At 73.8% G+C, this 21,933-nt stretch carries 16 protein-coding genes; 8 read left to right on the top strand and 8 right to left on the bottom strand.

Annotated features, from left to right (window positions below):
* Window positions 1-22 precede the first annotated feature (22 nt).
* From LQ327_RS03135 to LQ327_RS03125, 3 genes are read left to right on the top strand one after another with little or no spacing between them, the layout of a single operon-like run.
* On the top strand, window positions 23-847 hold the full coding sequence (locus tag LQ327_RS03135; RefSeq protein ID WP_230730069.1) for a sugar phosphate nucleotidyltransferase: 825 nt from the start codon (window positions 23-25) through the stop codon (window positions 845-847).
* A complete protein-coding gene (locus LQ327_RS03130; protein ID WP_230730068.1) occupies window positions 847-1,494 on the top strand; it encodes a PIG-L deacetylase family protein in 648 nt (215 codons plus the stop codon). Before LQ327_RS03135 ends, LQ327_RS03130 begins: the two co-directional genes overlap by 1 nt.
* Window positions 1,495-1,535: 41 nt before the next feature.
* Entirely contained in the window at window positions 1,536-2,561 is a 1,026-nt protein-coding gene (locus tag LQ327_RS03125) for an NAD-dependent epimerase/dehydratase family protein (protein WP_230730067.1), read from the top strand.
* A gap of 117 nt (window positions 2,562-2,678) precedes the next feature.
* Here the strand turns inward: LQ327_RS03125 and LQ327_RS03120 are convergent, their stop codons facing one another.
* Complete coding sequence (locus LQ327_RS03120; RefSeq protein WP_230730066.1) at window positions 2,679-3,224, bottom strand: dTDP-4-dehydrorhamnose 3,5-epimerase family protein; 546 nt, start codon at window positions 3,222-3,224, stop codon at window positions 2,679-2,681.
* Window positions 3,225-3,301: 77 nt separating this feature from the next.
* Between LQ327_RS03120 and LQ327_RS03115 the strand changes: the two genes are divergently transcribed.
* The 3 genes from LQ327_RS03115 to LQ327_RS03105 all read left to right on the top strand — a co-directional run bounded on the left by LQ327_RS03115 (window position 3,302) and on the right by LQ327_RS03105 (window position 9,161).
* Entirely contained in the window at window positions 3,302-4,465 is a 1,164-nt protein-coding gene (locus LQ327_RS03115) for a class I SAM-dependent methyltransferase (RefSeq protein ID WP_230730065.1), read from the top strand.
* Window positions 4,466-4,707: 242 nt separating this feature from the next.
* The gene (locus tag LQ327_RS03110) at window positions 4,708-7,008 is read left to right on the top strand and encodes an O-antigen ligase family protein (RefSeq protein ID WP_230730064.1); all 2,301 of its coding nucleotides are present in this window, start codon (window positions 4,708-4,710) and stop codon (window positions 7,006-7,008) included.
* A gap of 8 nt (window positions 7,009-7,016) precedes the next feature.
* Entirely contained in the window at window positions 7,017-9,161 is a 2,145-nt protein-coding gene (locus LQ327_RS03105) for a YveK family protein (RefSeq protein ID WP_230730063.1), read from the top strand.
* Between the two features lie 334 nt (window positions 9,162-9,495).
* Here the strand turns inward: LQ327_RS03105 and LQ327_RS03100 are convergent, their stop codons facing one another.
* From LQ327_RS03100 to LQ327_RS03090, 3 genes are all read right to left on the bottom strand, one after another.
* Window positions 9,496-10,551, bottom strand: a complete 1,056-nt coding sequence (locus LQ327_RS03100; RefSeq protein WP_230730062.1) for a glycosyltransferase family 4 protein — start codon at window positions 10,549-10,551, stop codon at window positions 9,496-9,498.
* Window positions 10,548-12,566 (bottom strand): glycosyltransferase, encoded by a 2,019-nt coding sequence (locus LQ327_RS03095; RefSeq protein WP_230730061.1) that lies wholly within the window; start codon window positions 12,564-12,566, stop codon window positions 10,548-10,550. Before LQ327_RS03095 ends, LQ327_RS03100 begins: the two co-directional genes overlap by 4 nt.
* A gap of 121 nt (window positions 12,567-12,687) precedes the next feature.
* Window positions 12,688-14,469 (bottom strand): flippase, encoded by a 1,782-nt coding sequence (locus LQ327_RS03090; protein ID WP_230730060.1) that lies wholly within the window; start codon window positions 14,467-14,469, stop codon window positions 12,688-12,690.
* 89 nt (window positions 14,470-14,558) lie between these two features.
* Here LQ327_RS03090 and galE point away from each other — a divergent pair, with 89 nt between their 5' ends.
* Window positions 14,559-15,509, top strand: coding sequence for a UDP-glucose 4-epimerase GalE (gene galE / locus LQ327_RS03085; protein WP_230730059.1), 951 nt, complete (start codon window positions 14,559-14,561; stop codon window positions 15,507-15,509).
* A 43-nt stretch (window positions 15,510-15,552) separates the two neighbouring features.
* On the opposite strand, the gene LQ327_RS03080 is transcribed toward galE, so the two are convergent.
* The 3 genes from LQ327_RS03080 to LQ327_RS03070 are packed head-to-tail and all read right to left on the bottom strand — an operon-like array spanning window position 15,553 to window position 18,631.
* The gene (locus LQ327_RS03080) at window positions 15,553-16,215 is read right to left on the bottom strand and encodes a hypothetical protein (protein WP_230730058.1); all 663 of its coding nucleotides are present in this window, start codon (window positions 16,213-16,215) and stop codon (window positions 15,553-15,555) included.
* A gap of 56 nt (window positions 16,216-16,271) precedes the next feature.
* Window positions 16,272-17,393 (bottom strand): glycosyltransferase family 4 protein, encoded by a 1,122-nt coding sequence (locus tag LQ327_RS03075; protein WP_372460594.1) that lies wholly within the window; start codon window positions 17,391-17,393, stop codon window positions 16,272-16,274.
* Window positions 17,390-18,631: a glycosyltransferase family 4 protein gene (locus LQ327_RS03070; protein ID WP_230730056.1), complete on the bottom strand. Its 1,242-nt coding sequence runs from the start codon at window positions 18,629-18,631 to the stop codon at window positions 17,390-17,392. The genes LQ327_RS03075 and LQ327_RS03070 overlap by 4 nt, the downstream gene beginning before the upstream one ends.
* Window positions 18,632-19,015: 384 nt before the next feature.
* On the opposite strand from LQ327_RS03070, the gene LQ327_RS03065 reads away from it, so the two are divergent.
* Window positions 19,016-20,074: a glycosyltransferase family 4 protein gene (locus tag LQ327_RS03065; protein WP_230730055.1), complete on the top strand. Its 1,059-nt coding sequence runs from the start codon at window positions 19,016-19,018 to the stop codon at window positions 20,072-20,074.
* Between the two features lie 77 nt (window positions 20,075-20,151).
* On the opposite strand, the gene LQ327_RS03060 is transcribed toward LQ327_RS03065, so the two are convergent.
* The gene (locus tag LQ327_RS03060) at window positions 20,152-21,492 is read right to left on the bottom strand and encodes a glutamate-1-semialdehyde 2,1-aminomutase (RefSeq protein ID WP_230730052.1); all 1,341 of its coding nucleotides are present in this window, start codon (window positions 21,490-21,492) and stop codon (window positions 20,152-20,154) included.
* Between the last annotated feature and the right edge of the window lie 441 nt (window positions 21,493-21,933).

Genomic DNA, 21,933 nt, shown 5'->3' with positions numbered 1-21,933 from the left:
CCGAAGGAACGAAGGAAGTGCAGTGAAGGTCGTCCTGTTCTGCGGCGGATTCGGCATGCGCATGCGGGAGGGGGACTCCGACGTCCCCAAGCCCATGCAGATGGTCGGCCCGCGGCCGCTGATCTGGCACGTGATGCGCTACTACGCCCACTTCGGGCACAAGGAGTTCATCCTGTGCCTCGGGTACGGCGCGCACCACATCAAGGACTACTTCCTCAACTACCGCGAGACCGAGTCGAACGACTTCGTCCTGCGTGACCGCGAGGTCGAGCTGCTCGGCTCCGACATCGCGGACTGGACGATCCACTTCGTCCACACCGGGCTCGAGTCGCCGATCGGGGAGCGGCTGCGTCGCGTGCGCCACCTCGTCGACGACGACGAGATGTTCCTCGCGAACTACGCCGACGTCCTCACCGACGCCCCGCTCGACCAGATGGTCAAGCGGTTCTCGGACTCCGATGCCGAGGCCGCCCTCCTGGCGGTCCTGCCCCAGGCGGTCTTCCACATCGTCGAGTCCGACGACGACGACCGGATCACCTCGATCCACCCGGTCACCGACATGGGCGTGCGGGAGAACGGCGGCTACTTCGTGCTGCGGCCGTCGGTGATCGACCGTATCCCGGAGAACGGCGACCTCGTCGGTGACGCCTGCACCGCGCTCGCCGCGGAGGGCAAGCTCATGGGCTACCCCTACGAGGGCTTCTGGCTCCCGGCCGACACGCTCAAGGAGCGCAACCAGCTCGAGGCCTCCTACCGCTCCGGCAGCCGCCCCTGGATGCTGTGGGAGAAGCAGGAACCGGACCTCACGCCGCTGGAGAGCCTCGTGACGCAGCAGCTGCAGAGCTGATGCGGGCGCTCGTCCCGGACGGGCTCGACGAGCTCGTCCTGCTCGGTGCCCACTGCGACGACATCCCGATCGGCGCGGGCGGGACCGTGCTCTCGCTGTGCCGCGCCCGCCCGGGACTCCGGGTGCGCGCGCTGGTGCTCTCCGGGGCCGGGACGGCGCGCGAGGCCGAGGAGCGTGCCGCGCTGGCCGCGTTCTGCCCCGGCGCCGACCTCGCCGTCACCGTCCTGGACATGCCCGACGGCCGGCTCCCCACGCACTGGGAGTGGGCCAAGGAGCGGCTCGAGGAGTTCCGGCGGACGTGCGAGCCGGACCTGGTGCTCGCCGGGCACCGGGGCGACGACCACCAGGACCACCGCGAGCTCGCGAAGCTCGTGCCCACGGTCTTCCGGGACCACCTCGCGCTCGGCTACGAGATCCTCAAGGCCGAGCCGGACCTCACCCAGCCGCCCGTGCTCTGGCCGCTGGACCCCGACGTCGTCGACGAGAAGATCCGGCTGCTGCACGAGCACTACCCATCCCAGGTCGCCAGGAACTGGTTCGACGACGAGGCCTTCCGCGGCCTCGCGCGCATCCGCGGCGTGCAGGCTGGTCGGCGCTACGCCGAGGGGTTCCACCCCACCCGCCTGCTCGTCGGCGCACCCGCCTAGAACACTCGAGAAGGACACCCCGTCCGAAGGGAGACCGCGCCATGCGCGTCCTGCTCACCGGCCACCAGGGCTACCTGGGCACCCTCGCGGCCCCGATGCTCGCCGCGGCCGGCCACGAGGTCACCGGCCTGGACTCCGGGCTCTACGCCGACTGCATCCTCGGCTCGCTCGAGGCGCCGGACCCGACGGCGCTCGCTGTCGACCTGCGCGACGTGACCGTCGACCAGCTCGCCGGGTTCGACGCCGTCGTCCACCTCGCGGCGCTCTCGAACGACCCGCTCGGCTCGCTCGCCCCGGAGCACACCTACGACATCAACCACCACGCCTCCTCGCGCCTCGCGCGGCTGGCCAAGGAGGCCGGTGTCGGGCGGTTCGTGTACGCCTCGACGTGCTCGGTGTACGGCGCCTCGGGCACCGCGGACGTGCTCGACGAGAACGCGCCGATGAAGCCGGTCACCCCGTACGCCGAGTCGAAGGTGCGCGTCGAGTCGGACCTGGTCGACCTGGCCGACGCCGACTTCGTGCCGGTCTCGATGCGCAACGCCACCGCGTTCGGGTTCTCGCCCCGGCTGCGCGCCGACATCGTGCTCAACAACCTCGTCGGGCACGCGGTGCTCTCCGGCGTGATCAAGGTGATGAGCGACGGCACCCCGTGGCGGCCGCTCTGCCACGGCCGCGACATCGTCTCGGCGGCGATCGCCGCGATGGAGGCGCCGGCCGAGGTCGTGCGCGGGCAGGCGTTCAACGTCGGGCGCACCGACAACAACGTGCAGGTACGGGACATCGCCGAGTCGGTGAAGGAGGCCGTGCCGGCCGCGGAGCTCCTGGTGACCGGCGAGACCGGCGGCGACCCGCGCTCCTACCGCGTCGACTTCTCCAAGATCGAGAAGGAGCTGCCGGAGTTCCACGCCGCGTGGTCGGTGGCCGACGGCGCCGCCGAGCTGCTGCGCGAGTACACCGCGCGGGGCCTGACCCAGGAGGCGTTCGACCAGCGCTTCACCCGGCTCGCCGTGCTGGCCGCGCGGCAGAAGGCCGGGACGCTGGACGCCACGCTGCGCCCGGCCTGATCCGGTTCCGCCGTTCCGAGCGCCCGGCCTGCCCGCCGTCGTCCTTCCGAGCGAAGGGCACCTTCAGTCGGATAGATCGACCGAAGGTGCCCCTCGCCCAGAACCGGTGGAACGGGGTCAGGCGCCCAGATCGGCGAGCAGCTGCTTCCACGAACCCGCGGTCCGGTCGCGCTCCGAGACCGCGGTGACCTCGACCGGCCACGTGATCGCGAGGTCCGGGTCGTCGTAGGCCACCCCGAGATCCTCGCCCGGTGCGTGCGGGCGGTCGATCCGGTAGCAGACGTCCGCGTCGGAGATCGCCTGGAACCCGTGCAGCAGGCCGGCCGGGACGTAGAGGTGGTGGAAGTCCACGTCGTCGAGCCGGAACGAGGCCACCGTCCCGAACGTGGGCGACGCCGGGCGCGCGTCGACGAGGACGTCGTGCACCGCCCCGTGCGCCACCCGCACCAGCTTCGCCTCGCCCGCGCCGCGCCGGGTGTGCATCCCGCGGATCGTCCCGGCCCGCGAGCGCGACTGGCTGTCCTGGGCCAGCGCGCCGAGGTCGACGCCGTGCTCGGCCCCGATCGCCGCGTCGAACGTGCGGGTGAACAGTCCCCGGTCGTCCCGGTGCGGGGTCGGGACGAACAGCAGGACACCATCGATCGCGCTCGTGCGAACCTCCATGCGCGCCAGCCTCCCACCGGAGGCCCGGCCCGCCCCTGCCACCCACCCGCCCGTCCGACCCCCGAAGGGACCCCACCGTGCCGACCGCCCGTGACCTGGGCCCGGTGACCTGCCGCTGGTGTGCGAGCACCGCGGGCACCGTCGTGCTCGACCTCGGCGACCAGCCGGCCGCCGACCACTTCCCGGCCGCCGACGACCCGGGCCCCGACCCGGTGCACCCGCTGCGGATGTGGCTCTGTGCGCAGTGCGGGCTCGCGAACCTCGCCGAGGACCCGACGACGCCGGAGGAACCGCGCGGCGCCGAGCCGCAGGCGATGATCGACCAGGCCCGCGACGCCGTCGCACGCGTCCAGGCCGCGGGCCTGCTCGCCGGCCCGGACGGCGCACCGCGGCGCACGGTCACCGAGTTCGGCAGCCCGCACGGCGGCTCCTGGCTCGACCTGCTCGGCACCGTCGGGCTCACCGAGGCACCGCCCGGAGAGCCGGCCGACCTCGTCGTCGACTGCTTCGGCCTGATGCACGCCGACGACCAGGCCGCCGGGCTCGCCGAGCGGGCCGCGGCGACCGCCCCGGGCGGGACGCTGCTGCTGCAGTTCCACACCCTCGCCGCGATCGTCGCCGACGGCGGGTGGAACGCCCTGCGCCACGGCCACTTCGCCTACTACTCGACGCCGGTGCTGGTCCGGATGCTCGCCGCGGTCGGGTTCGAGGCGACCCACGCCTTCTGGTTCGACCTCTACGGCGGCACCGTGCTGCTCGCCGCCCGGCGGGTCGGCGTCGCCGGCGCGGCGGACCCGCCGTCGGTGCAGAGCCTCGTCGAGGGGGAGATCGCGGCGGGGGTGCTGGACCCGGCCGTCGTCGCCGGGCTGGAGTCGGCCACCTCGGCGAGCGCGGACGCGCTGCGCGAGCACCTGACGGCAGGTGCGGGCGCCGGCCGGTCGGTGCTGGGCTACGCGGCCGCCTCGCGCGCGGTGCCGCTGCTCAACCGGGCGCTCATCGGGCCGGAGCTGCTCCCGGCGGTCGCGGACGGCTCACCCGGCAAGCAGGGCAGGCGCTTTCCCGGGGTCGGCGTGCCGATCGTCGCGCCCGACGAGGTCGTCCGGCGCCGCCCGGACGAGGTGGTCCTGTTCGTCACCGACCTGCTCGGCGAGATGCGCACGCGCCTGCCGGAGGTGGAGTCGGGCGGCGGCCGCTGGGTCGTCGTGGACCCCGCGCTCCGGGTCGCCGAGCCCGGTACCTGAAATGAGCGTGAGCTGAGACACACGTCACGCGCGGGGCACCCCGTCGCGCGGCGCGGCGTCTTGCGGTGGACGGCCGAGGCGGGGACCGCCCGGACGGCGGGTGGTCCCGCTGTCGGAGCACGGTCCTAGACTCGTCGCCACCGGTGCCGTCCGTCCGCCCCTGTTCGGGCGCCCGGCACGGCACCACCCGACGCGCGAACGACGACCGAGGACGGGCGCTGGCGATTGATGGGATGGGGAGCATGACGGCAGTCGAGGCCCCCCGGGCACCGGGCGTCGGCCCCGGACCGGGCGGCCCGGGGCCCGGTGGTCCGGCGGAACCGCCCTCGGGGACGCGTCGCCGCTCCGCCCACATGCGGGTGGCCGTCCTGGTGGTCGTGTTCACCACCCTGCTCGCCGGGCTGGCGACGTTCGCGGCGTTCCTGGCCACGGTCGGGCACTACCAGAGCACCTCGGAGATCGTGTTCACGAACACGATGTCCGGCGACGACAACATCGCCAAGGGCTCCCGCTACGTCCAGGACCGGATCGGGAGCTGGGAGGGCGTCGCGGGCAGCGAGGCCGTCGCCGGGCGCGCCCAGCAGATCGCCGCTTCCCGGGGCGGCACGCCGTACGACCCGAGCTCGGTGACGATCACCGGGAAGCACCTCTCCGGGACCGAGATCCTGCAGGTCACCGCGACGTCGAACGACTCGGCGACGGTGGCCGCGAACGCCACGAGCGCGGCGCAGGCCACCATCGACGTGGTCGTCGCCAGCGAGCGCTATCCCGGCACCCCGCAGTCCAAGATCGCCGGAACGGTGGTCAGCCCCGGCGGGCCGGTCGTCGACCACGGCGTGCAGGAGGCGCGCTGGTGGGGCGTCCTCGGCGCGGTCGGCGGGTTCATCGTGTCGCTGCTGGCCTGCTCGCTGCTCCGGCCGGGGCGCTGGGCACGCGACCTCGCGCCGCACACCGTGCGCTCCCGCCGCCGGATGGTCGAGCTCAACGCGACGGTGATGGGCGACGAGCTGCGCGGGCTGTTGGAAGGCCTCCGCAGACCCCAGGGGAAGATCACGGTCGGCCTGGCCGCCGTGGCGATCGGGGGCTACGGCCTGACCGGCTCGATGCTGTTCCCGCTGCTGCCGATCGTCGCCGCCGGCGTGTGGTCCTGGCGCACCGGCGACTCGCGATGGTCCGCGGCCGCCCTGCTCTTCACCGGGGTCGGCGTGTTCCCGGAGAAGGTCGACGTCGTCAAGCTCGGGCCGGTCACCCCGACGGTGCTCGAGGTGGCCCTCGTCGTCGCCCTCGTGATGACGCTGCGCGGGCGCAACGCGACCATCGCGCCGCGCTCGGCGTTCGCCGCCCCGATCGCCGCGATCATGCTGGCGGCGACCGTGGGCGCGGTGGCCGCGCTCGCCCTCGGCGGCGAGTTCAGCCTGATGATCGACAACTACCGGGCCATCCTGCAGGTGGCGGTGTTCGTCCCGGTGTACTTCGCGTTCGCCCGGCGCCCGCACCAGTTGATCTCGGTGCTGCTCTACATCGCGGGCGTCTGCAGCGCCGTCGTGCTGGCGGCCTCGGTCATGGGGTGGAGCCGGCTGCTCGTCGACGAGCGGAGCTCGGTGATCACCGGGTCGTCGACCTCCGACGTCGCCCGGCTCTCCGGGCCGACGCTGAACCTCTGGGCGCCGCTGCTCGTGCTGCTGCTCTCGGCGCTGATGCCGCGCAAGCCGCGCTGGCTCTGGCTCGGGCTGCTCCTCATCGGCGTCCTGCACGAGGCCGGCAGCTTCAACCGCTCGACGTGGGCGCCGCTGATCCTGCTCATCGTCGCCGTCGCCGCCGTCACCCACGGGCCGAAGGGGCTGGTGCGCCGCGCCGGTGCCCTGCTCGTGGTCGGCGCGATCGGCTTCAGCCTCGCCCTCACCGGGCTGGCCGGCGGGCAGGCGAAACAGATCGCACTGCGCGCCTCGAGCGTCGTCACCGGCCAGGCCTACGGCGAGGACAGCCTCCCCGACCGTCTCCGGGAGAACGCCGCCGCGTACGCGACCCTCGAGCAACAACCGTGGTTCGGGGTCGGCGTCGGGCAGTACTACGGCGGTGAGCTCATCACCTACGACGACGAGCACAGCCGGACCGTCGTCGATCCGCGGCCCTACATCCACAACCAGTATCTGCGCATCTGGCTCTACATGGGCGTGTTCGGCCTGTTCGCGTACGCGTTCGCCGGGGTGCGGATCCTCAGCCTCGTCCTCACGTCCTGGCGACGACGAACGCCGGGTGCGCCGATGGTCGTCGTCATCGGCATGGGGCTGGCCTGCCTCGCGGCACAGTCCAGCCTGCAGACGATGCTCGTCGACCGGCCGGCGGTCATCACCACCGTCACGCTGATGGCTGCCGCGTCGGCCTTCGCGACCTGGACGCCGTGGCCTGCCCCGACGGCCCCCGCACCCCGGCGCCCCGGCGTCGCCGCGGGTGGTCCCCGGCCGGACCGGCGGCCCGGTTCGGGCCCCCTCCCGAGCCCCCCGATACGGCCCGCGGCCCGCGCGGGCACCATGGAGGAGTGAGCTCACCGATGACCGTGTCGTCCGCACTGCGCAAGGTGTGGTGGGTGCTCGTGCTCGGTGCCGTGCTCGGTGCCGTCGTCGGGCTCGTCGTCGATCTCCGCCTCGCCGGGGCCGATTACACGTCGAGTTCGCAGGTCCTGGTCTCCGGCGGTGGGTCCTCGGACTCCTCGGACGCGGCCTACAACTCGAACGAGTACATCAACCAGCGCATGTCGACCTACGCGCAGCTGGCGACGAGCGACCAGGTCCTCGTCCCCGCCAGCCGGCAGCTGGGCATCGACAGCGCCGATCTCACCTCGCGGGTGTCGTCGGCCATCGCCGGTGACACCACGGTGCTGACGATCAACGTGCGGGGCGCCAGCCCGGACGACGCGGTCCGTTCCGGGCAGGCCGTGACGCAGTCGTTCACCCAGGCCCTCGGCGCCCTCGAGACGCCGGTCGGCCAGCCGCCGCGCGTCACGACCCAGGTGATCTCACAGCCCTCGCAGCCGGCCGAGCGGTCGCTGCCGCCGGGCGTGGCGTTCGTGGTCGCCGGTGCGGTCGCGGGCTTCCTGCTGGTGATGATCGCGGTGTCGCTGATCTTCTCGCGGACGCTGCGCCGCCTCGGGGGACGGGTCATGTCCTGGGTCCGGAGCGACCCGGGCCCGGGTGCCCCGCCGCGCCCGGTCGGCCCGCCCACGGGCTCGAACCCCATGATGGCGCCGCCGCCGGGCTACTTCCCGCCGCCGGGGCGCCCGCTGCCCCCGCCGCCCCGGCCGGCCGCGCCGCCGATGCCCGGCCCGGCGATCGACCCCACGCCGACCACGCCGGTCCCCGCCGGGATGCTCAAGGCCGCGGGCGCCGGCGCCGGGTCCGCCGACGCCACCCAGCAGGTCGCCCGCGACGGCGAGGGCTCCTCGTCCGGGGCGGCCGCGTCCGCGGGAACTTCCGGTGCGGGCTCCTCCGGCGCCGGACAGAAGCCCGCCGGGGCTCCGGCTCCGTCGGCGAAGCCCTCGCCCGCGCAGAAGCCGGCCGCGGCGAGCAGTGCCGCGGGTGCCGCCGGTGCGGCGGCGGCCGGTGCCGCAGCGGGCGCGGCGGCCGGTGGTGCGGCCGCGAAGGCGAACGCCGCGCCGTCGGCGAAGGGGCCGCAGCAGCAGAACCAGAGCGGACCGGGCGGGCCGAAGCCCTCGCAGCAGTCGTCCGGGGCCTCGTCCACCGGCGGTCCGCAGACGGGCGGATCCTCGTCGTCCGGCGGCTCCGGCCCGGCGGCCCCGAAGCCGTCCGGCACCGGTCCCGCGAAGCCCGCCGCCTCGCCCGTGGGCCAGAACGGCCGGCCGTCGCCCGGGCCCGGTGGGCCGGCGGGCGGCGCCAAGCCGGGTACGCCGTCGAAGGGCGGCCAGCCCTCGCCGGGTTCCTCCGGTCCGCAGAGCCAGCCCTCGCCGGGTTCGGGTGCGCCGAAGGGCCAGCCGTCGCCGGGCACCGGCGGTCCGAAGGGTCAGCCCTCGCCGGGCACCGGTGCTCCCAAGGGCCAGCCCTCCCCCGGGTCCGGTGCCCCCAAGGCGCAGCCCTCACCCGGGGTCAAGGCCGCGGGCGCGGCGGGTGCCGCCGCGGCGGCCGGTGCGGCCGGAGCCGCGGGCGCAGCTGCCTCGCGGGGCTCGGGTTCCACCTCGGGCGGCACGAACGGTGCGCCGAGCAATGGTGCGCCGAAGTCGGGTCAGAACGGGACGCCGTCGCCCTCGCCCGCGAAGGGCCAGGGCGCTCAGGGCCAGAACGGCCAGGGCCAGAACGGTTCGACGCAGAACGGTCAGGGGCAGAACGGCCGCGGTGGCTCGTCGTCGGCGTCGTCCGATGCGCCCACGACGACCGTCGGAGCCGCGGGCGCCGCCCCCTCGACTCCCACCCCGAAGTGGCCCGCGCCCGGCAAGCCGGTGTCGATCAAGCCGAAGGGGACGGCCGCCGGGTCCTCCGCCGCCGCGGCGAAGAGCGAGGACACCAAGAGCCCGAGCCCGACGCCTCCGGCGCGCCAGGCCGGACTCGACGCCGACACCGTCGCGGTCGACATGCGCCGCAAGAGCGGCCCGAGCCCGACGCCGCGCCCGCGCACGAACGGTGCGCCGAACCGCGTGGGGTCGTCGGCCGCGACCGACACCGACCGCGGCTCGCGCGACAGCTGAACCACGACCGCCCGGTCACCAGGTCCTGCTCCGGGACCCGGTGACCGGGCGGACGTGTGTAAGGGGTCGGCGCTCAGGGAAGCTCTCACCCCCCTCCCCGGGTGATCAGGGGTACGTGAGCCACCTCCGCGAGCGAGTCGCCCTGCCTGGTGTGCTCCTCGTGCGGGCGCTCCGGCCGTCGCCGCCAGCGAGGCGGTGATCATGAGCAGCCCGCGCAGCACATGATCGCGAAGTGTGTGGCGAAGCAGTGCGCAGACCGAACGGTCCGCCACACCGGTTGCGATCATGCTCGGGTAGCGAGCCGATCGCCACGCCCGCGGGCGGGCCGCGGCGCTCAGACCCCGCGCAGCGCCGGGCGACCCGTCACCCGCGCGAACACCTCGACCCACGCCGCGGCAGCACGATCGGCCGAGAACCGCCGCTCGTAGTGCTCCCGCGCCCCGGCCCCGAGCCGAGCGGCCGTCGCCGGGTCCGCGAGCCGTCCGAACGTCTCGGCCAGCCCGCTGACGTCGTCCACCCCGAGCGGCGGCACCTCCGGCGCCGCGAACTCGGGCAGCCCGCCGGAGTCGGACACGATCGTCGGCACCCCGAGTTGCATCGAGAGCACCTGCACACCGCTCTGCGTGGCCAGCCGGTAGTGCGCCAGCGAGGCCTTCGCGCGCGCCAACCGCGGCAGCACGTCGGCGTAGGAGAAGTGCTCGCGCCGCCACTCGACGTGCTCCGGGAGCGTCAAGGACTCGAGCGGCCCGTTGCCGAGCAGCAGGAGACGATCACCGGCATACGACGACGAGGCGGTGTGCGCGGCCCACGCCTGCAGCGCCACCTCGACGTTCTTGTACGGCGACATCCGCCCCAGCAGCACCATGTCGCGGCGCTCGTCCGCCGCCACGGGCACCGGGGGCAGGTCCGCCTCGGGCACGTCCGAGGTGAGCGGCACGACGTCGACCCGGCGCCCGAACCGCGCCGACAGCACCGCCGCGACGTGCGCGCTCGGGGCGACGACCCCGGCGGCGGAGCGCGTCTGGTGGTCGAGCACCGCGCGCTGGTGCCAGGGACGCTCCTCGTGGTGGTCGTGCGGGCGGTCGTCGTGCACGACCTGCACGAGCGGGGCGAGACGCGTCATCGGCAGCCAGCGTGGGTCGTGCATCATCTCGGAGACGACGACGTCGGGCGCGAAACGGCGGGCCTCGGCGATCACCCGTGCGAGGGCGGGCAGCGTGCGCGGGTCCTTGATCGCGGGGTCCAGGACGCGCTCGTCCGGGCGCGCGGTGACCTTCTCGTAGTGCTGGTCGGTGGTGACGACGAGCGCGGAGTGCCCGGCGTCGCGCAGCGCGTCGACCTGCACCCGGGTCAGCGTGCGCAGCCAGGGCGAGAGCCAGAGGACCCTCATCGCACACCGCCGATCTCGCGGACGGGCTCGTCGGGGGCGCCGGGGAAGGTGTGGCCCACCAGCCGGGTGAACGCCTGCTGGTAGGCGTCGGCCATCGCGGCGTCGGTGTAGTGACCCAGGGCGCGGACCCGGCCGGCCTCGCCGAGCGCCGCGAGCCCTGCGCGGTCGTCGAGCACGCCGCGCAGCGCCTCGCTCCAGGCCTCGCGCGAGGTGGGGCTGACCACGACGCCCGCGGACCCGTCGTCGAGCATTTCCGGGACCGTCCCGCTCGCGGACGCCATCACGGGCACGGCCCGCGTCATCGCCTCGACCATGACGAGCGGGAACGCCTCGAAGCCGCTCGGCACGCACAGCACGTCGGTCTCGGCGAACGCGGCGTCCGGGCCGGCCACCTGCCCGCGCCAGCGCACCTGGTCGCGGAGCCGGACCGGGGTGGCGGCCTCGAGCCGCTCGCGGTCGGGACCGTCGCCGAAGATGTCGAGCGTCCAGTCGTCGCGGCCCAGCGTGTCCAGGGCCTCGATGAGCAGCAGCGGGTTCTTGTACTCGACGAGGCGGGTCAGCATCGCGAACCGCACCGGCGTCGTCGGGTCCGCCGCCCGGAACGGGAGCGGTTCCGCGGCGGGGATGCCGTTCGGCGCGGCCATGACCAGGTCGGTGAGGCGCTGGTGGGCGGTCAGGTCGGTGTGGTGCTGTGCGGAGAGCACGAGCAGCCCGTCGGCGCTGCGCAAGCTCGACGCGAGCGCCTCGGAGTAGGTCGGCCGGTCGAGCTCGGCGGGGTCGTGCGTCGCGGGCATCCACCAGCGCCGCTGCTCGCCGCCACGCAGGACCCGTCCGGCCCGGCCCAGCGCCCGCCAGGTGCGGGCGAACCCGACCTCGGTGTTCGTCACCCCGCCGACGACGACGGCCTCGTCGCCGGCGACGTCGACCACCGGCTGCCACCACGGCTGCAGCGCGAGGCGCACCCGGGGGTCGAGCTCGGCGGTGTACAGGCCCAGCCCCTGCAGGCACACCATCGTCACCGGGTGGCCGCGGGCGACGAGGGCGTTGGCCAGCAGCACCCGCTGGCGCTCGGCGCCCCCGAGGTCGAGGTCGTTGGTGGTGACCAGCACGCCGGGGCGCCCCGCGGCGCGGTCGCGCACCGCCTCGAGCCGACGACGGCGGACGGTGCGCTTCGAGCGCTGCACCCGCTCCAGGGTCGCCGTGCCCAGCGAGAACATCGTGCCGGCGCCGCGGTTGCCCGCGTTGCCCAGCGACATCACCTGGGAGGCGCGGAGCAGGTCGGCGCCGCGCAGCGAGGCCATCGGGTCGTCGGTCTGCGTGCCCGCGGCGGTGTGGGTGACCTGCGGCCCGTCGTCGTCGACCAGCAGCAGCCGCCAGCCGGCGCGGCGGGCCGCGGGCTGCCACGTGGCGTCCTCGCCGTAGACGAAGAAGCGCTCGTCGAACGGGCCCATCGCGTTCCACGCGTCGCGGGAGACCAGCAGACAGCAGCCCGCCATGTAGCCGTCGACCTCGCGCGGCGCGGCGGGATAGAGGTCGGACAGGCCGCCGAGGCGCGGGTGGTCGCGCAACCGCCGGGCGTAGCCCGCGGCGTTGAGCAGGGACCGGACGACGGACTGCTCGCGGTGCGCGACGTCCCAGGGCTCCTCACGCCCGTCCGGGTCGAGCACCGTCGGGGACACGGCGGCGACCCGCGGACCGGCGAGCGCGTCCCGGGCGGCCGTCAGCGGGCCGATCAGCTCGGCGTCGGGGTTGAGGTGGAGCATGTCGGCGTCCGGGACCTGCGCCGCGAGCCGGTTCATCGCGGCGATGTAGCCGACGTTCGTGCCGGAGAAGGTCCAGGTGATCTCCGGCCACCCGGTGGCGAGCTCACGGACCTCGGCCGAGCCGGACGAGGCGTTGTCCCAGACGTGCACGCGCGCGTCCGGGAGGTGCTTCTCGACGCTGCGCAGCGCGCGATCGAGCAGGTCGGCCCGCCGGTAGGAAACGATCAGTACCGCCAGTTCACGACCCGACACGTCGTGCGACTCCCTCCCGATCACGCTCCCGGCGAACGACCCGGGCGCGGGCGCATCGTGGCACGGCGGTCGGAGTGACCGGATTCATACCCTTCGAGGGGGTTGCGTCCCCTCGAGGACCTCAACCCCGGCGGATGACCCGGAGGTCGACGTACTTCCCCTGCTGGCGCATGCGGATGGTCTGCAGCGCGGCGAGGTCGAGCTCCATCGTCGGGACGTCGGTGATGTCGGAGGACGGATCGCGTCGGCCGCGACCGGCGGCCACCGGGCGCATCTGGGTGGTCTCGGCGTCGAGGGCGTCCGCGGGCACCCGGGTGCCGGGGACCCGTGCGTCCAGCACCGTCGTCTCGGCGTCGAGCGCGTTCGACGCCGGGTCGGGGAACGGCCCGACGGTCGGGCCCGAGGGCGCCACCCCGAGGCCCTCCTGCTCCCCGACGGCGGCCGCCTCGGCCTCCATGCGGTCCAGGCTGCGGGGGCGCAGTGCCCCGAGCAGAGCCGAGCGCATGCTGGCCGGGATCGCGCCGACGGCGAGGGCGCCGCCGAAGTACGCGATGCCGCCCGCGGCCATGGGCACGATCAGCGGCAGGTCGTAGGTGAGCCAGATGGCGCCCAGCGCGAGCAGGCCCGCGGGCACCAGGCGCAGGATGTAGCCGAACGGCAGCGGATGGACCCCGTAGCGGCGCAGGCGCCACTGCGACATCGTCACGCCGATCGTCTCGGTCACGAGCAGCATGACGCCGCAGGCCACCGCGCCGAGGTGCGGGATCAGGATGACGTTGCCGACGCAGTTCACGACGAGGTTGATCGTCGACATCGTCGTCAGATAGCGCTGCTCGTGCGCCGCGATGAGGCCGTCCGAGACGATCGCCGACAGGAACGTCATGGCGACCGCGATGAAGAAGAACTGCAGCGGCGGCCCGGCGAACTCGCCGACCCCGCCCTTGCCGCCGACGATGTCCGCCATCCGGTGTGCGAGCGGCCAGCCGATCACGGCGATCGGGAAGCCGACCAGCAGCAGGAACCGGTAGCCCTGGTCGACGGCGCGGGCGAAGCGTGGTCGGTCGGCGTTGAAGGTCTCGTTGATCGTCGAGAGCACGGATCTCTCGAAGACCTGCGATATCAGCGTCAGCGTGAAGGCGATCTGCAGCGCGGTGTAGTACCCGGAGACCTGGTCGGGCGCGGCGAGCACGGACAGGATCAGGCCGTCCGCGCGCCAGTAGAGCACCGCGATGATGGCGATGACGGTGAGCGGGAAGGCCTCCTTGAGCAGCCCCCACATCCGCTTCCAGTCGACCACCCAGCGGATCTCGGCGAGCCGTCGGGCGCCCCACCACTGGATGACCAGCCGCAGCGCCTGCGGGAGGATCTGCACCGCGCACATCGGGAGCAGGCCGAGGTCGAAGTACGCCACGGCTGCCGCCGACGAGAGCGTCAGCACCCGCGAGAAGAACTCCGCGGACGCCGCCGACGAGTACCGGACCTTGATGTCGAAGACCGGCTCGTAGCAGCTCGAGATCGTCGTGAAGATCAGGCCGATCGCGAGCACGAGCACCGCGGCCTGCTGCGTCCAGTCGCCCCAGTAGACCCCGATCCCGGCGACGCCGGCGACGAGCGCCAGCGGCAGGGCGTAGAGCGTCGAGAACGAGACGTTCATCCCGACGAGGCGCTCGAGGTTCCCGCCGTGCCCGGTGACCCGCCGGACCACGATCGTCCCCACGCCGAGCTCGGTGAACGCCTCGAACGTCTGCGCGAACACGACCGCGGTGGCCATGATCCCGTAGCCGTTCGAACCGAGGTAGCGGGTCGCGATGGCGATCGTCACCATCGAGAGGGGGAGGGCCGAGAACTTCGCCAGCACCTGGATGACGACGCCGCGCGCGATCGCCGTGGACCGGGTGCTCATCGCATCAGATGCTACTCGTGCGGAAAGGCCCGACCTGCGGCGGCGGGCGCCACGCGGACGGGTCACAGCGCCTGGCTAGGGTCGGTCGGGTGAGCACCTGGCTGCTGACCGGCGGCGCCGGCTACATCGGCGCGCACGTGCTGCGCGCCCTGCGGGAGGCCGGCCACGACGCCGTCGTGCTCGACGATCTCTCCACCGGGCTGACCGAGCGGCTCCCCGACGACGTCGAGCTGGTGCGCACCGGCCTGCTCGACCCGGACCTGCCCGCGGTCCTGACCGGGCTCACCGCGCGGCGCCCGCTGGACGGCGTCGTGCACCTGGCGGCGAAGAAGTCGGTGCCCGAGTCGGTCGCGAAGCCGCTGTACTACTACGAGCACAACGTCGGCGGCACCGTCGCCGTGCTGCGGGCGGCCTCGGCCGCGGGGATCGGGCGGGTCCTGTACTCGTCGAGCGCGGCGGTCTACGGCGAGACCGGCTCGGAGCCGGTGGCCGAGGAGTTCCCGACGCTGCCGACGAGCCCGTACGGCGAGACCAAGCTCGCGGGGGAGTGGGCGGTGCGCCGCCACGCGGAGGCGGACGGGCTGCGCTGGGCCGCGCTGCGGTACTTCAACGTCGCCGGGACCGCGTCGGCGCAGCTGGCGGACCGGGGCGCGACGAACCTGCTGCCGCTGGTGATGCGCGCGGCGTCCGGCGACGGGGACCCGGTGGGAGTGTTCGGCGACGACTGGCCGACCCCGGACGGGACCTGCCTGCGCGACTACGTGCACGTCGAGGACCTCGCCGAGGCCCACGTGGCCGCGGTCGAGGCGCTGCTCGACGACACCGTCTCCTCGCCCGGCGCGCTCAACGTGGGCCGCAACGAGCCGACCAGCGTGCTCGAGGTGATCGAGGCGGTCCAGCGGGTGCAGGGTCGCCCGGTGCCCTACCGGATCGCGCCGCGACGCCCGGGCGACCCGGCGCGCGTGGTGGCCGACGCCTCACGGATCGCGAAGGTCCTCGGCTGGCGCGCGAGCCGCGGGGTCGACCGGATGGTCATGTGAGTGGATTTGGTCGCCCGGGCGACCAAATCCACTCACATGAGCGTCAGCTCTTGAACTGCCCGTCCGTGTCGAGCCGGCGGTAGTAGCCCTCGAGGTCCATGCGGCGGTTGGCGTTCACCGTCGACTTGCCCTCGTCGACGAACAGCCGCAGCGGGATCGCGCGGAAGTCGAAGCTCACCCGCGACGTCGAGGTGTCGTTCGGGTAGTTGCCGTGGCGGTTGTTCACCGCGTCGAAACGCCACACCTCGCCCGGGTCCACGACGACGGGCGAGTACGTGTCGGCCCCCGGCGTGTCCTCGATCCACATCGAGTTGTTGCCGTAGGCGCGGGTCAGCGGCAGCCAGTAGTTCAGCGTGGCCGGCTGGTGGTTGTAGTCGGAGTCCTTGTGGAACTCGGACACGGCCACGCTGCCCGGACGGTGCACGCGGAAGGTGGGGACCCGCTGCACGGCGAGGTCCTCGCCGTACTGCGGCAGGATCCACTCGACGAGGAAGCGGTCGTAGAGGTCCCGCACCTGGTCGTACTCGCGGTAGAAGATCGTGTGGTCGTCGGAGTCCTGGTCGTGGTTGTCGACGTCGGACCGGCGGCCGAGCTCGTGGATCTTCTCGAGATCCGGGGTGTCGAGAATCTTCGCGACCACGTTCGAGAACGGGAACTCGATCGGGTCGTAGGTCAGCACGGTGCCGTGCTCACTGCGCTCAGCCATGGATTCTTTCCTTCTCGTCCGGCGGGGAGTCGTGCTCCGGTTGAAGGGCTTGCGGATCAGGAGCCGAGGAGCTCCCGGTAGAGCGTCACGAGCCGGTCGGCCCATGCCTCGGCACCGAAGGCCCGCACGCTCTCGCGAGCACGAGCCCCGGTGTGCACTCGGACCTCGTCGTCCGAGAGCAGCTTGTCCAGCGCCGCGGTGAGCGCCGGGGGATCACCGACGGGGACGACGACGCCGTTGTCACCGTCGCGTACGAGGGTGGCCAGCCCGCCGACCGGGGTGACCACGGGGCACAGCCCCCAGGCCATGCCCTCGAGCACGGACATCGGGAGGCCCTCCCACCAGCTCGGCAGCAGGAGGATCTGGGCGGAGCCGAGCAGTTCGTCGCGCTCGTCGGGGCCGATCCAGGAGCGGACGTCGACGGTGCCGTCGAGCCCGGCCGCGCCGACCGCCCGGCGGACGGCGTCCGCGTCCCCGTGGCCGGCGACCGTCACGTGCAGCCGGGCGCGGTGGGCGGCGTGGAGGGCGCCGAGGGCGTCGACGATGTCGAACACGCCCTTGCGGTCGATCAGCCGGCCGAGGAAGACCGCGCCGACCTTCTCGGCGTGCGGGTCGCGCTCGGGCGCCGTCTCGGGCCACTCGACGGGGTTGGCGAGCACGACGACGCGGTCGTCACCCAGGCCGAGGCGCCCGGTGTAGACCTCGCGGGCCCCGGGGGCGAGCACGACGACGCGGTCGGCCCGCAGCAGCCACGCCACCACGGGGCGCAGCGGCGCGGGCAGCCCGTCGAACCAGTCCGCGAACGCGCCGGCGTGGGTGTGCAGCACCGTCGGGACGCCGCGCGCCCGGGCGGCGGCGACGACGATGCCCTTCCGTACGGCGGAGAGGCCCTTCGCCACGTGCAGGTGGACGACGTCGACCCGCCCCGTCAGGACCAGTGCGAGCGCCCGGGCGATGCCGCCGACCATGAGCCGGAGCCGTCGCAGCGCCCCGGCCTCGTCGTAGGTGGTGGCGACGTGCAGCTCGACGTCGTCCCGTCCCGCGAGGAACCGCTCGTGCAGCCGCTGCACCGACGACATACCGCCGGGCGTGGTCGATGCCTGCCCGACGACGAGCACCCGCAGCACGGTGCTCCTGGCCCCCTGTCGCGCCGTGCCCCTCGGCGCCGCGTCACTCACCGGTCGGTGACCTCGACGGGACTCGACCGTCGGGGCGGTGCCGGGTCGACGCTCCCGTAGGCGGCGAGCAGCGACGACTGCGAATGCGTCCAGGAGAGGGCCCCGGCGACGCGCTCCCGCCCGACCTCGCCCATCTGCTTGCGGCGCACCGGGTCGTCGAGCAGCTCCGAGATCAGCGACGCGTACTCGTCGACGTCGTTGGGGCGCGCGAACAGCGCGGCGTCACCCGCCGACACCCGGCTCTCGGTGAGGTCGAACGAGACCATCGGCAGGCCCATCGCCATGTACTCCATGATCTTGTTCATGGTGGACACGTCGTTGAGCGGGTTCAGCGGGTCGGGGGCGATGCCCAGGCTCGCCGTCGAGAGGTAGCGGCGCACGTCCGGGGTGTCGGCCATGCCGGTGAAGGTCACGCGGTCGTCGAGACCGAGCCGGTGGGCCAGGTCGACGACGTCGTCGAACGCGTCGCCGCCCCCGAGGAAGGCCGCGTGCCAGTCGTCCCGGCGCTCCGCGAGCTGCGAGAGCGCGCGGACCGCGTAGTCGACGCCGTCCTGTGGGCCCATCACACCGAGGTAGACGAGCAGGTGCTCGCGGCCCCGCGCCAGCTCCGGCTCCGGCGGCACCTGCTTGAAGCGGTCCAGGGCGGGCGCACTGCGCACCGTGAACGCCCGGTGGCCGGGCACCCGGCCGCGGCCGACCGCCTTCGCCCGGTAGCTCTCGTTGGTCGAGATGACGACGTCGGCGGTGCGGTAGGTCAGGAACTCGACCAGGCGCAGACCCCAGTAGAGGGCGTCGCGCTTGGGCCGGAAGCGGGAGAGGTAGAGCTCGGGCACCAGGTCGTGCTGGTCGAACACCACGCGCGTGCGCACCCCGTGGCGCCGCCCGATGACCCGCAGCACGAGCGCCACGAGGAAGAGCAGGTCCGGCGGGTTGCACAGGTGCACGACGTCGACCGGGGCGCGGCGCGTGATCGCGCGCGCCAGCCGGATCGAGTGGAACAGCGCGGTCGCGTACTCCTTGAGATAGCCCTGCGGCCCGCCGGAGGCGGCCTCCAGCGGGTAGCGGTGGATCGCCACCCCGTCGACGACGGCCTCGCGCTCGGTGTCCCGGTCGGTGCCCTGCGGGCAGATCACCTCGACGTCCCACCCGTGATCGCGCAGCGTCGTGGCCTCCTGCCAGACACGGCGGTCGAACGGCACCGAGAGGTTCTCGACGAGGATGAGCGCTCTGCCGGGCAAGATCCTGAGTCCGTCCTGTCGGGGCCAGGGACGATCCGATCGGTGACCGGTCGGGTTCGGACCACGGTAGCGATGCCGGTCCGGGGTGCGTCGGGGTGCCCGGCGCAGGGGGGCGCGCAGGCGATCGGGCGTCCTCCGTCAGACGTCCGGCGGCGCCCCGGGTTGCCTCGGCCGGCCGGGCGACCCGCCGAGGGCCCCGGGAGCGACCCGGCGTGGCGGGGCGGGCGGGTCGATCGGAGGGGAATGCGACCATGGTGTGAGTCGGGGACGCGTCGACGACACGTTTTCCGGTGAGGCGAGGGACGAACGCGACATCGTGGCCGGGACCGGGCACGGGTAGCGTCGGAATCGCCCGAACGGGCCACCGAGGGGGGTACCGCCAGCATGCACGTGCACGTGGAGCTACCCGAGGAGCTCGACGTGGAGGAGTACCGCCTGCGCAACGCGCGTGGGGAGATCCCCGACCACACACCGTACGGGCTCCACCACCTCGGCGACGAAGGCGACGTCGTCACCTTCCGCAGGCCGGCCCGCGGGGTCACCGACTGGGCGGCGCGCAAGGTCCGCAACCAGCTGGACGGCTACGAGGCCGTGACGGCGCTGTCGAGCGCCCGGCAGCGGCGCGGCGCCGACGCGATCTTCTGCATGGACGAGCGCACCGGGCTGCCTGCCGCGTACACGACCCACCGGCCGGTCGTCACCGGCGTCGCCTGGCTCGAACGGCCCGAGCTGCTGGCCCGGACGCACCGCCGCAGCGCCGAGGGCGGCCTGAGCCGCGCGGCCGGCATCTTCACGCAGAGCCCCGCGATGGTGCCCATCCTGCGGGAGCACTGGGACGTCGACCCCGAGCGCGTCCACGGCGTGCGCCTGGGCATCGATCCCGAGTTCTACCCCGAGCAGCCCTGGGAGGGCCGCGACCCGAACGGGATGACCGTCACCAGCGTCGGCGACGACCGCGGCCGCGACCACGCGACCCTCGTCGCCGCGGTGCGGCGGGTGCGCGACCAGGGCCTGCCCGCCTGGCTCGAGCTCGCGACCACGCTGCACGTCGACCTGCCGCCCGACGCGGGCGTGCTGCATGCGCGCCGGATGAACGCCGCGATGCGGGGGCTCTACGAGCGCTCCTCGGTCGTCGCGATCGCGCTGCGGCCCAACCCGCAGGGCTCGGGGCTCACGGTGGCGCTCGAGGCGCTCGCGAGCGGGCGCCCGGTGGTGGCGACCGACAATCCGGGGATGGACGAGTACGTCGACCACGGCCGGACCGGCCTGCTCGTGCCGCCCGGCGACCCCGAGGCGATGGCCTCCGCGATCGGCGACCTGCTGGCCGACCCGGAACGCGCCGCCGAGATGGGCCGCGCGGGCCGCAAGGAGGTCGAGGCCCGGTTCACCTCGGCGCACATGGCCGCCGACCTGCGCGACATCCTCCGCGGCGTCGTCGCGTAGTTCCCTCCGGGCCCGGAGGAACGTGCGTCCCTCGGCCCCGGAGTGACGCCTCAGCACGAGGCGTCAGGGGCGGGGCGTCAGCGGCGGCGCGGGGCGGCGTGCGGGCGCAGCGCCGGCGCGACCGGCCGACCTTCGAGCAGACCGGACGTGCTCCCGAGCTCGATCGCCTTGCCGTAGACCGGGAGCGCGTCGGCCACCGCCTGGATCGTCTGGTCGACGTCCGCGTCGGTGTGTGCCGCCGAGATCACGAACGACTGCCCGAGCACGCCGCTCTTGAGCAGCTCGCCGAGGAACAGCGTCCGGTACTCCTGCGAGGGCGCGCCGGTGGCGTCGCGGGTGAGGAAGACCAGACAGTTCGGGTGCCCGGCGACCTCGACGTAGTCGCGCATCCCGGCGTCGTCGATCACCTGGTTGGCGCCGGCCGCGAGTCGCTCGCCGGCGCGGCGCATGGCGCCGACCGGGTCCGTCGTGCGGTAGGCCTCGACGACGGCGCGGAACGCGGTGAGCCCGACGGTCTCCGGGCCGTTCGTGGTCGACAGCAGGAAGACGCGGTCGGCGTCGGTGTTGAGCCCGCCGAGCTCCATGATCTCCCGCTTGCCCGCGAGCGCGGCCAGGGCGAAGCCGTTGCCCATGGCCTTGCCCCAGGTCGACAGGTCCGGGACGACCCCGTAGACCTCCTGCGCGCCGCCGGTCGCCCAGCGGAACCCGGTGATCATCTCGTCGAACACGAGCACCGCGCCCTCGGCCGTGCACAGCTCGCGCAGTCCCTCGAGGAAACCGGGCTCGGGGGCGACCATCCCGGTCGCGGCCTCGGTGAACACCGCGGCGATCCGGCCGGGGTACTGCGCGAACACCGCCCGCAGCGAGTCGAGGTCGTTGTAGCCGAACCGGACGGTGCCCGCGCGGACGTCGGCGGGGATGCCGGCGTTCATCGTCGTCGAGCCGATGAACCAGTCGTCGGTGGAGAAGAACGGCTGGCCGGCGACGGCGACCATGTCCCGGCCGGTGGCGGCACGCGCGAGCTTGAGCGCGGCGGTCGTCGCGTCGGAGCCGTTCTTGGCGAACTTGACCATGTCGGCGCCGGGGACCACGGAGAGGAAGTCCTCGGCGGCGGCGACCTCGAGCGTGGAGGGCCGGGTGAAGCTCACGCCCCGGGAGAGGACGTCGCGCACCGCGTCGACGACCGGGGCGTAGGCGTGGCCGAGCGTCACGGCGCGCAGGCCCATGCCGTACTCGACGAACTCGTTGCCGTCCGCGTCCCAGACCCGGGCGCCGAGTCCGCGCTCGATGACCGGGGCCATGCCCTCGGGGTACTGGTCGTCCCCGCGGGCGTAGGTGTGGGCCCCGCTCGGCACCATCGCGTGGAGCCGGTTCTGGAGTTCGGTGGAGCGCGCGAAGCTGGGAGCCTCGTGATCCATCTGGCGGTACCTCCGTGGGGACGGTGCGGGTCCGGGCGATGACGCGGAGTGGCCGACGCTGGCACTTCCCTCGTGGTCCATCGTCCTCGATCGCCGACGGGGACCGGCGGGCGGGGGCGCGACCGGATCGTCCGAGCGGGGACGAAATCCGACCGGAGGACGTACGGGGGACCTCGTGGTTGTCCGTGCCGCGATGTCCGAGGCGCGGATCACGATGGCGTGGCAGGCCGGGCACGATCCGTGACCGGGCGCGAGCGCCCACGGCCGCCGTCGGAGGGTCTCCCGGGCGGTCGTTGCCTCGATCGGCCGCGCTGGAGCAGGGGGTGTGGCCACCGTCGTCGGGTCGCGCCGTCGTCGGGCGGACCCGGTCGGCCGAGAGGTCGTCCCCCGACCGGGGCGCGCAAACGTCCCCTTTCAGAATGGTGCGCATGGCGGAGCGTC

Origin of the sequence: Actinomycetospora endophytica (assembly GCF_021026375.1) — a bacterium.
Classification (GTDB): Bacteria; Actinomycetota; Actinomycetes; order Mycobacteriales; family Pseudonocardiaceae; genus Actinomycetospora; species Actinomycetospora endophytica.
This window is presented reverse-complemented; position numbering and strand designations above follow the sequence as displayed.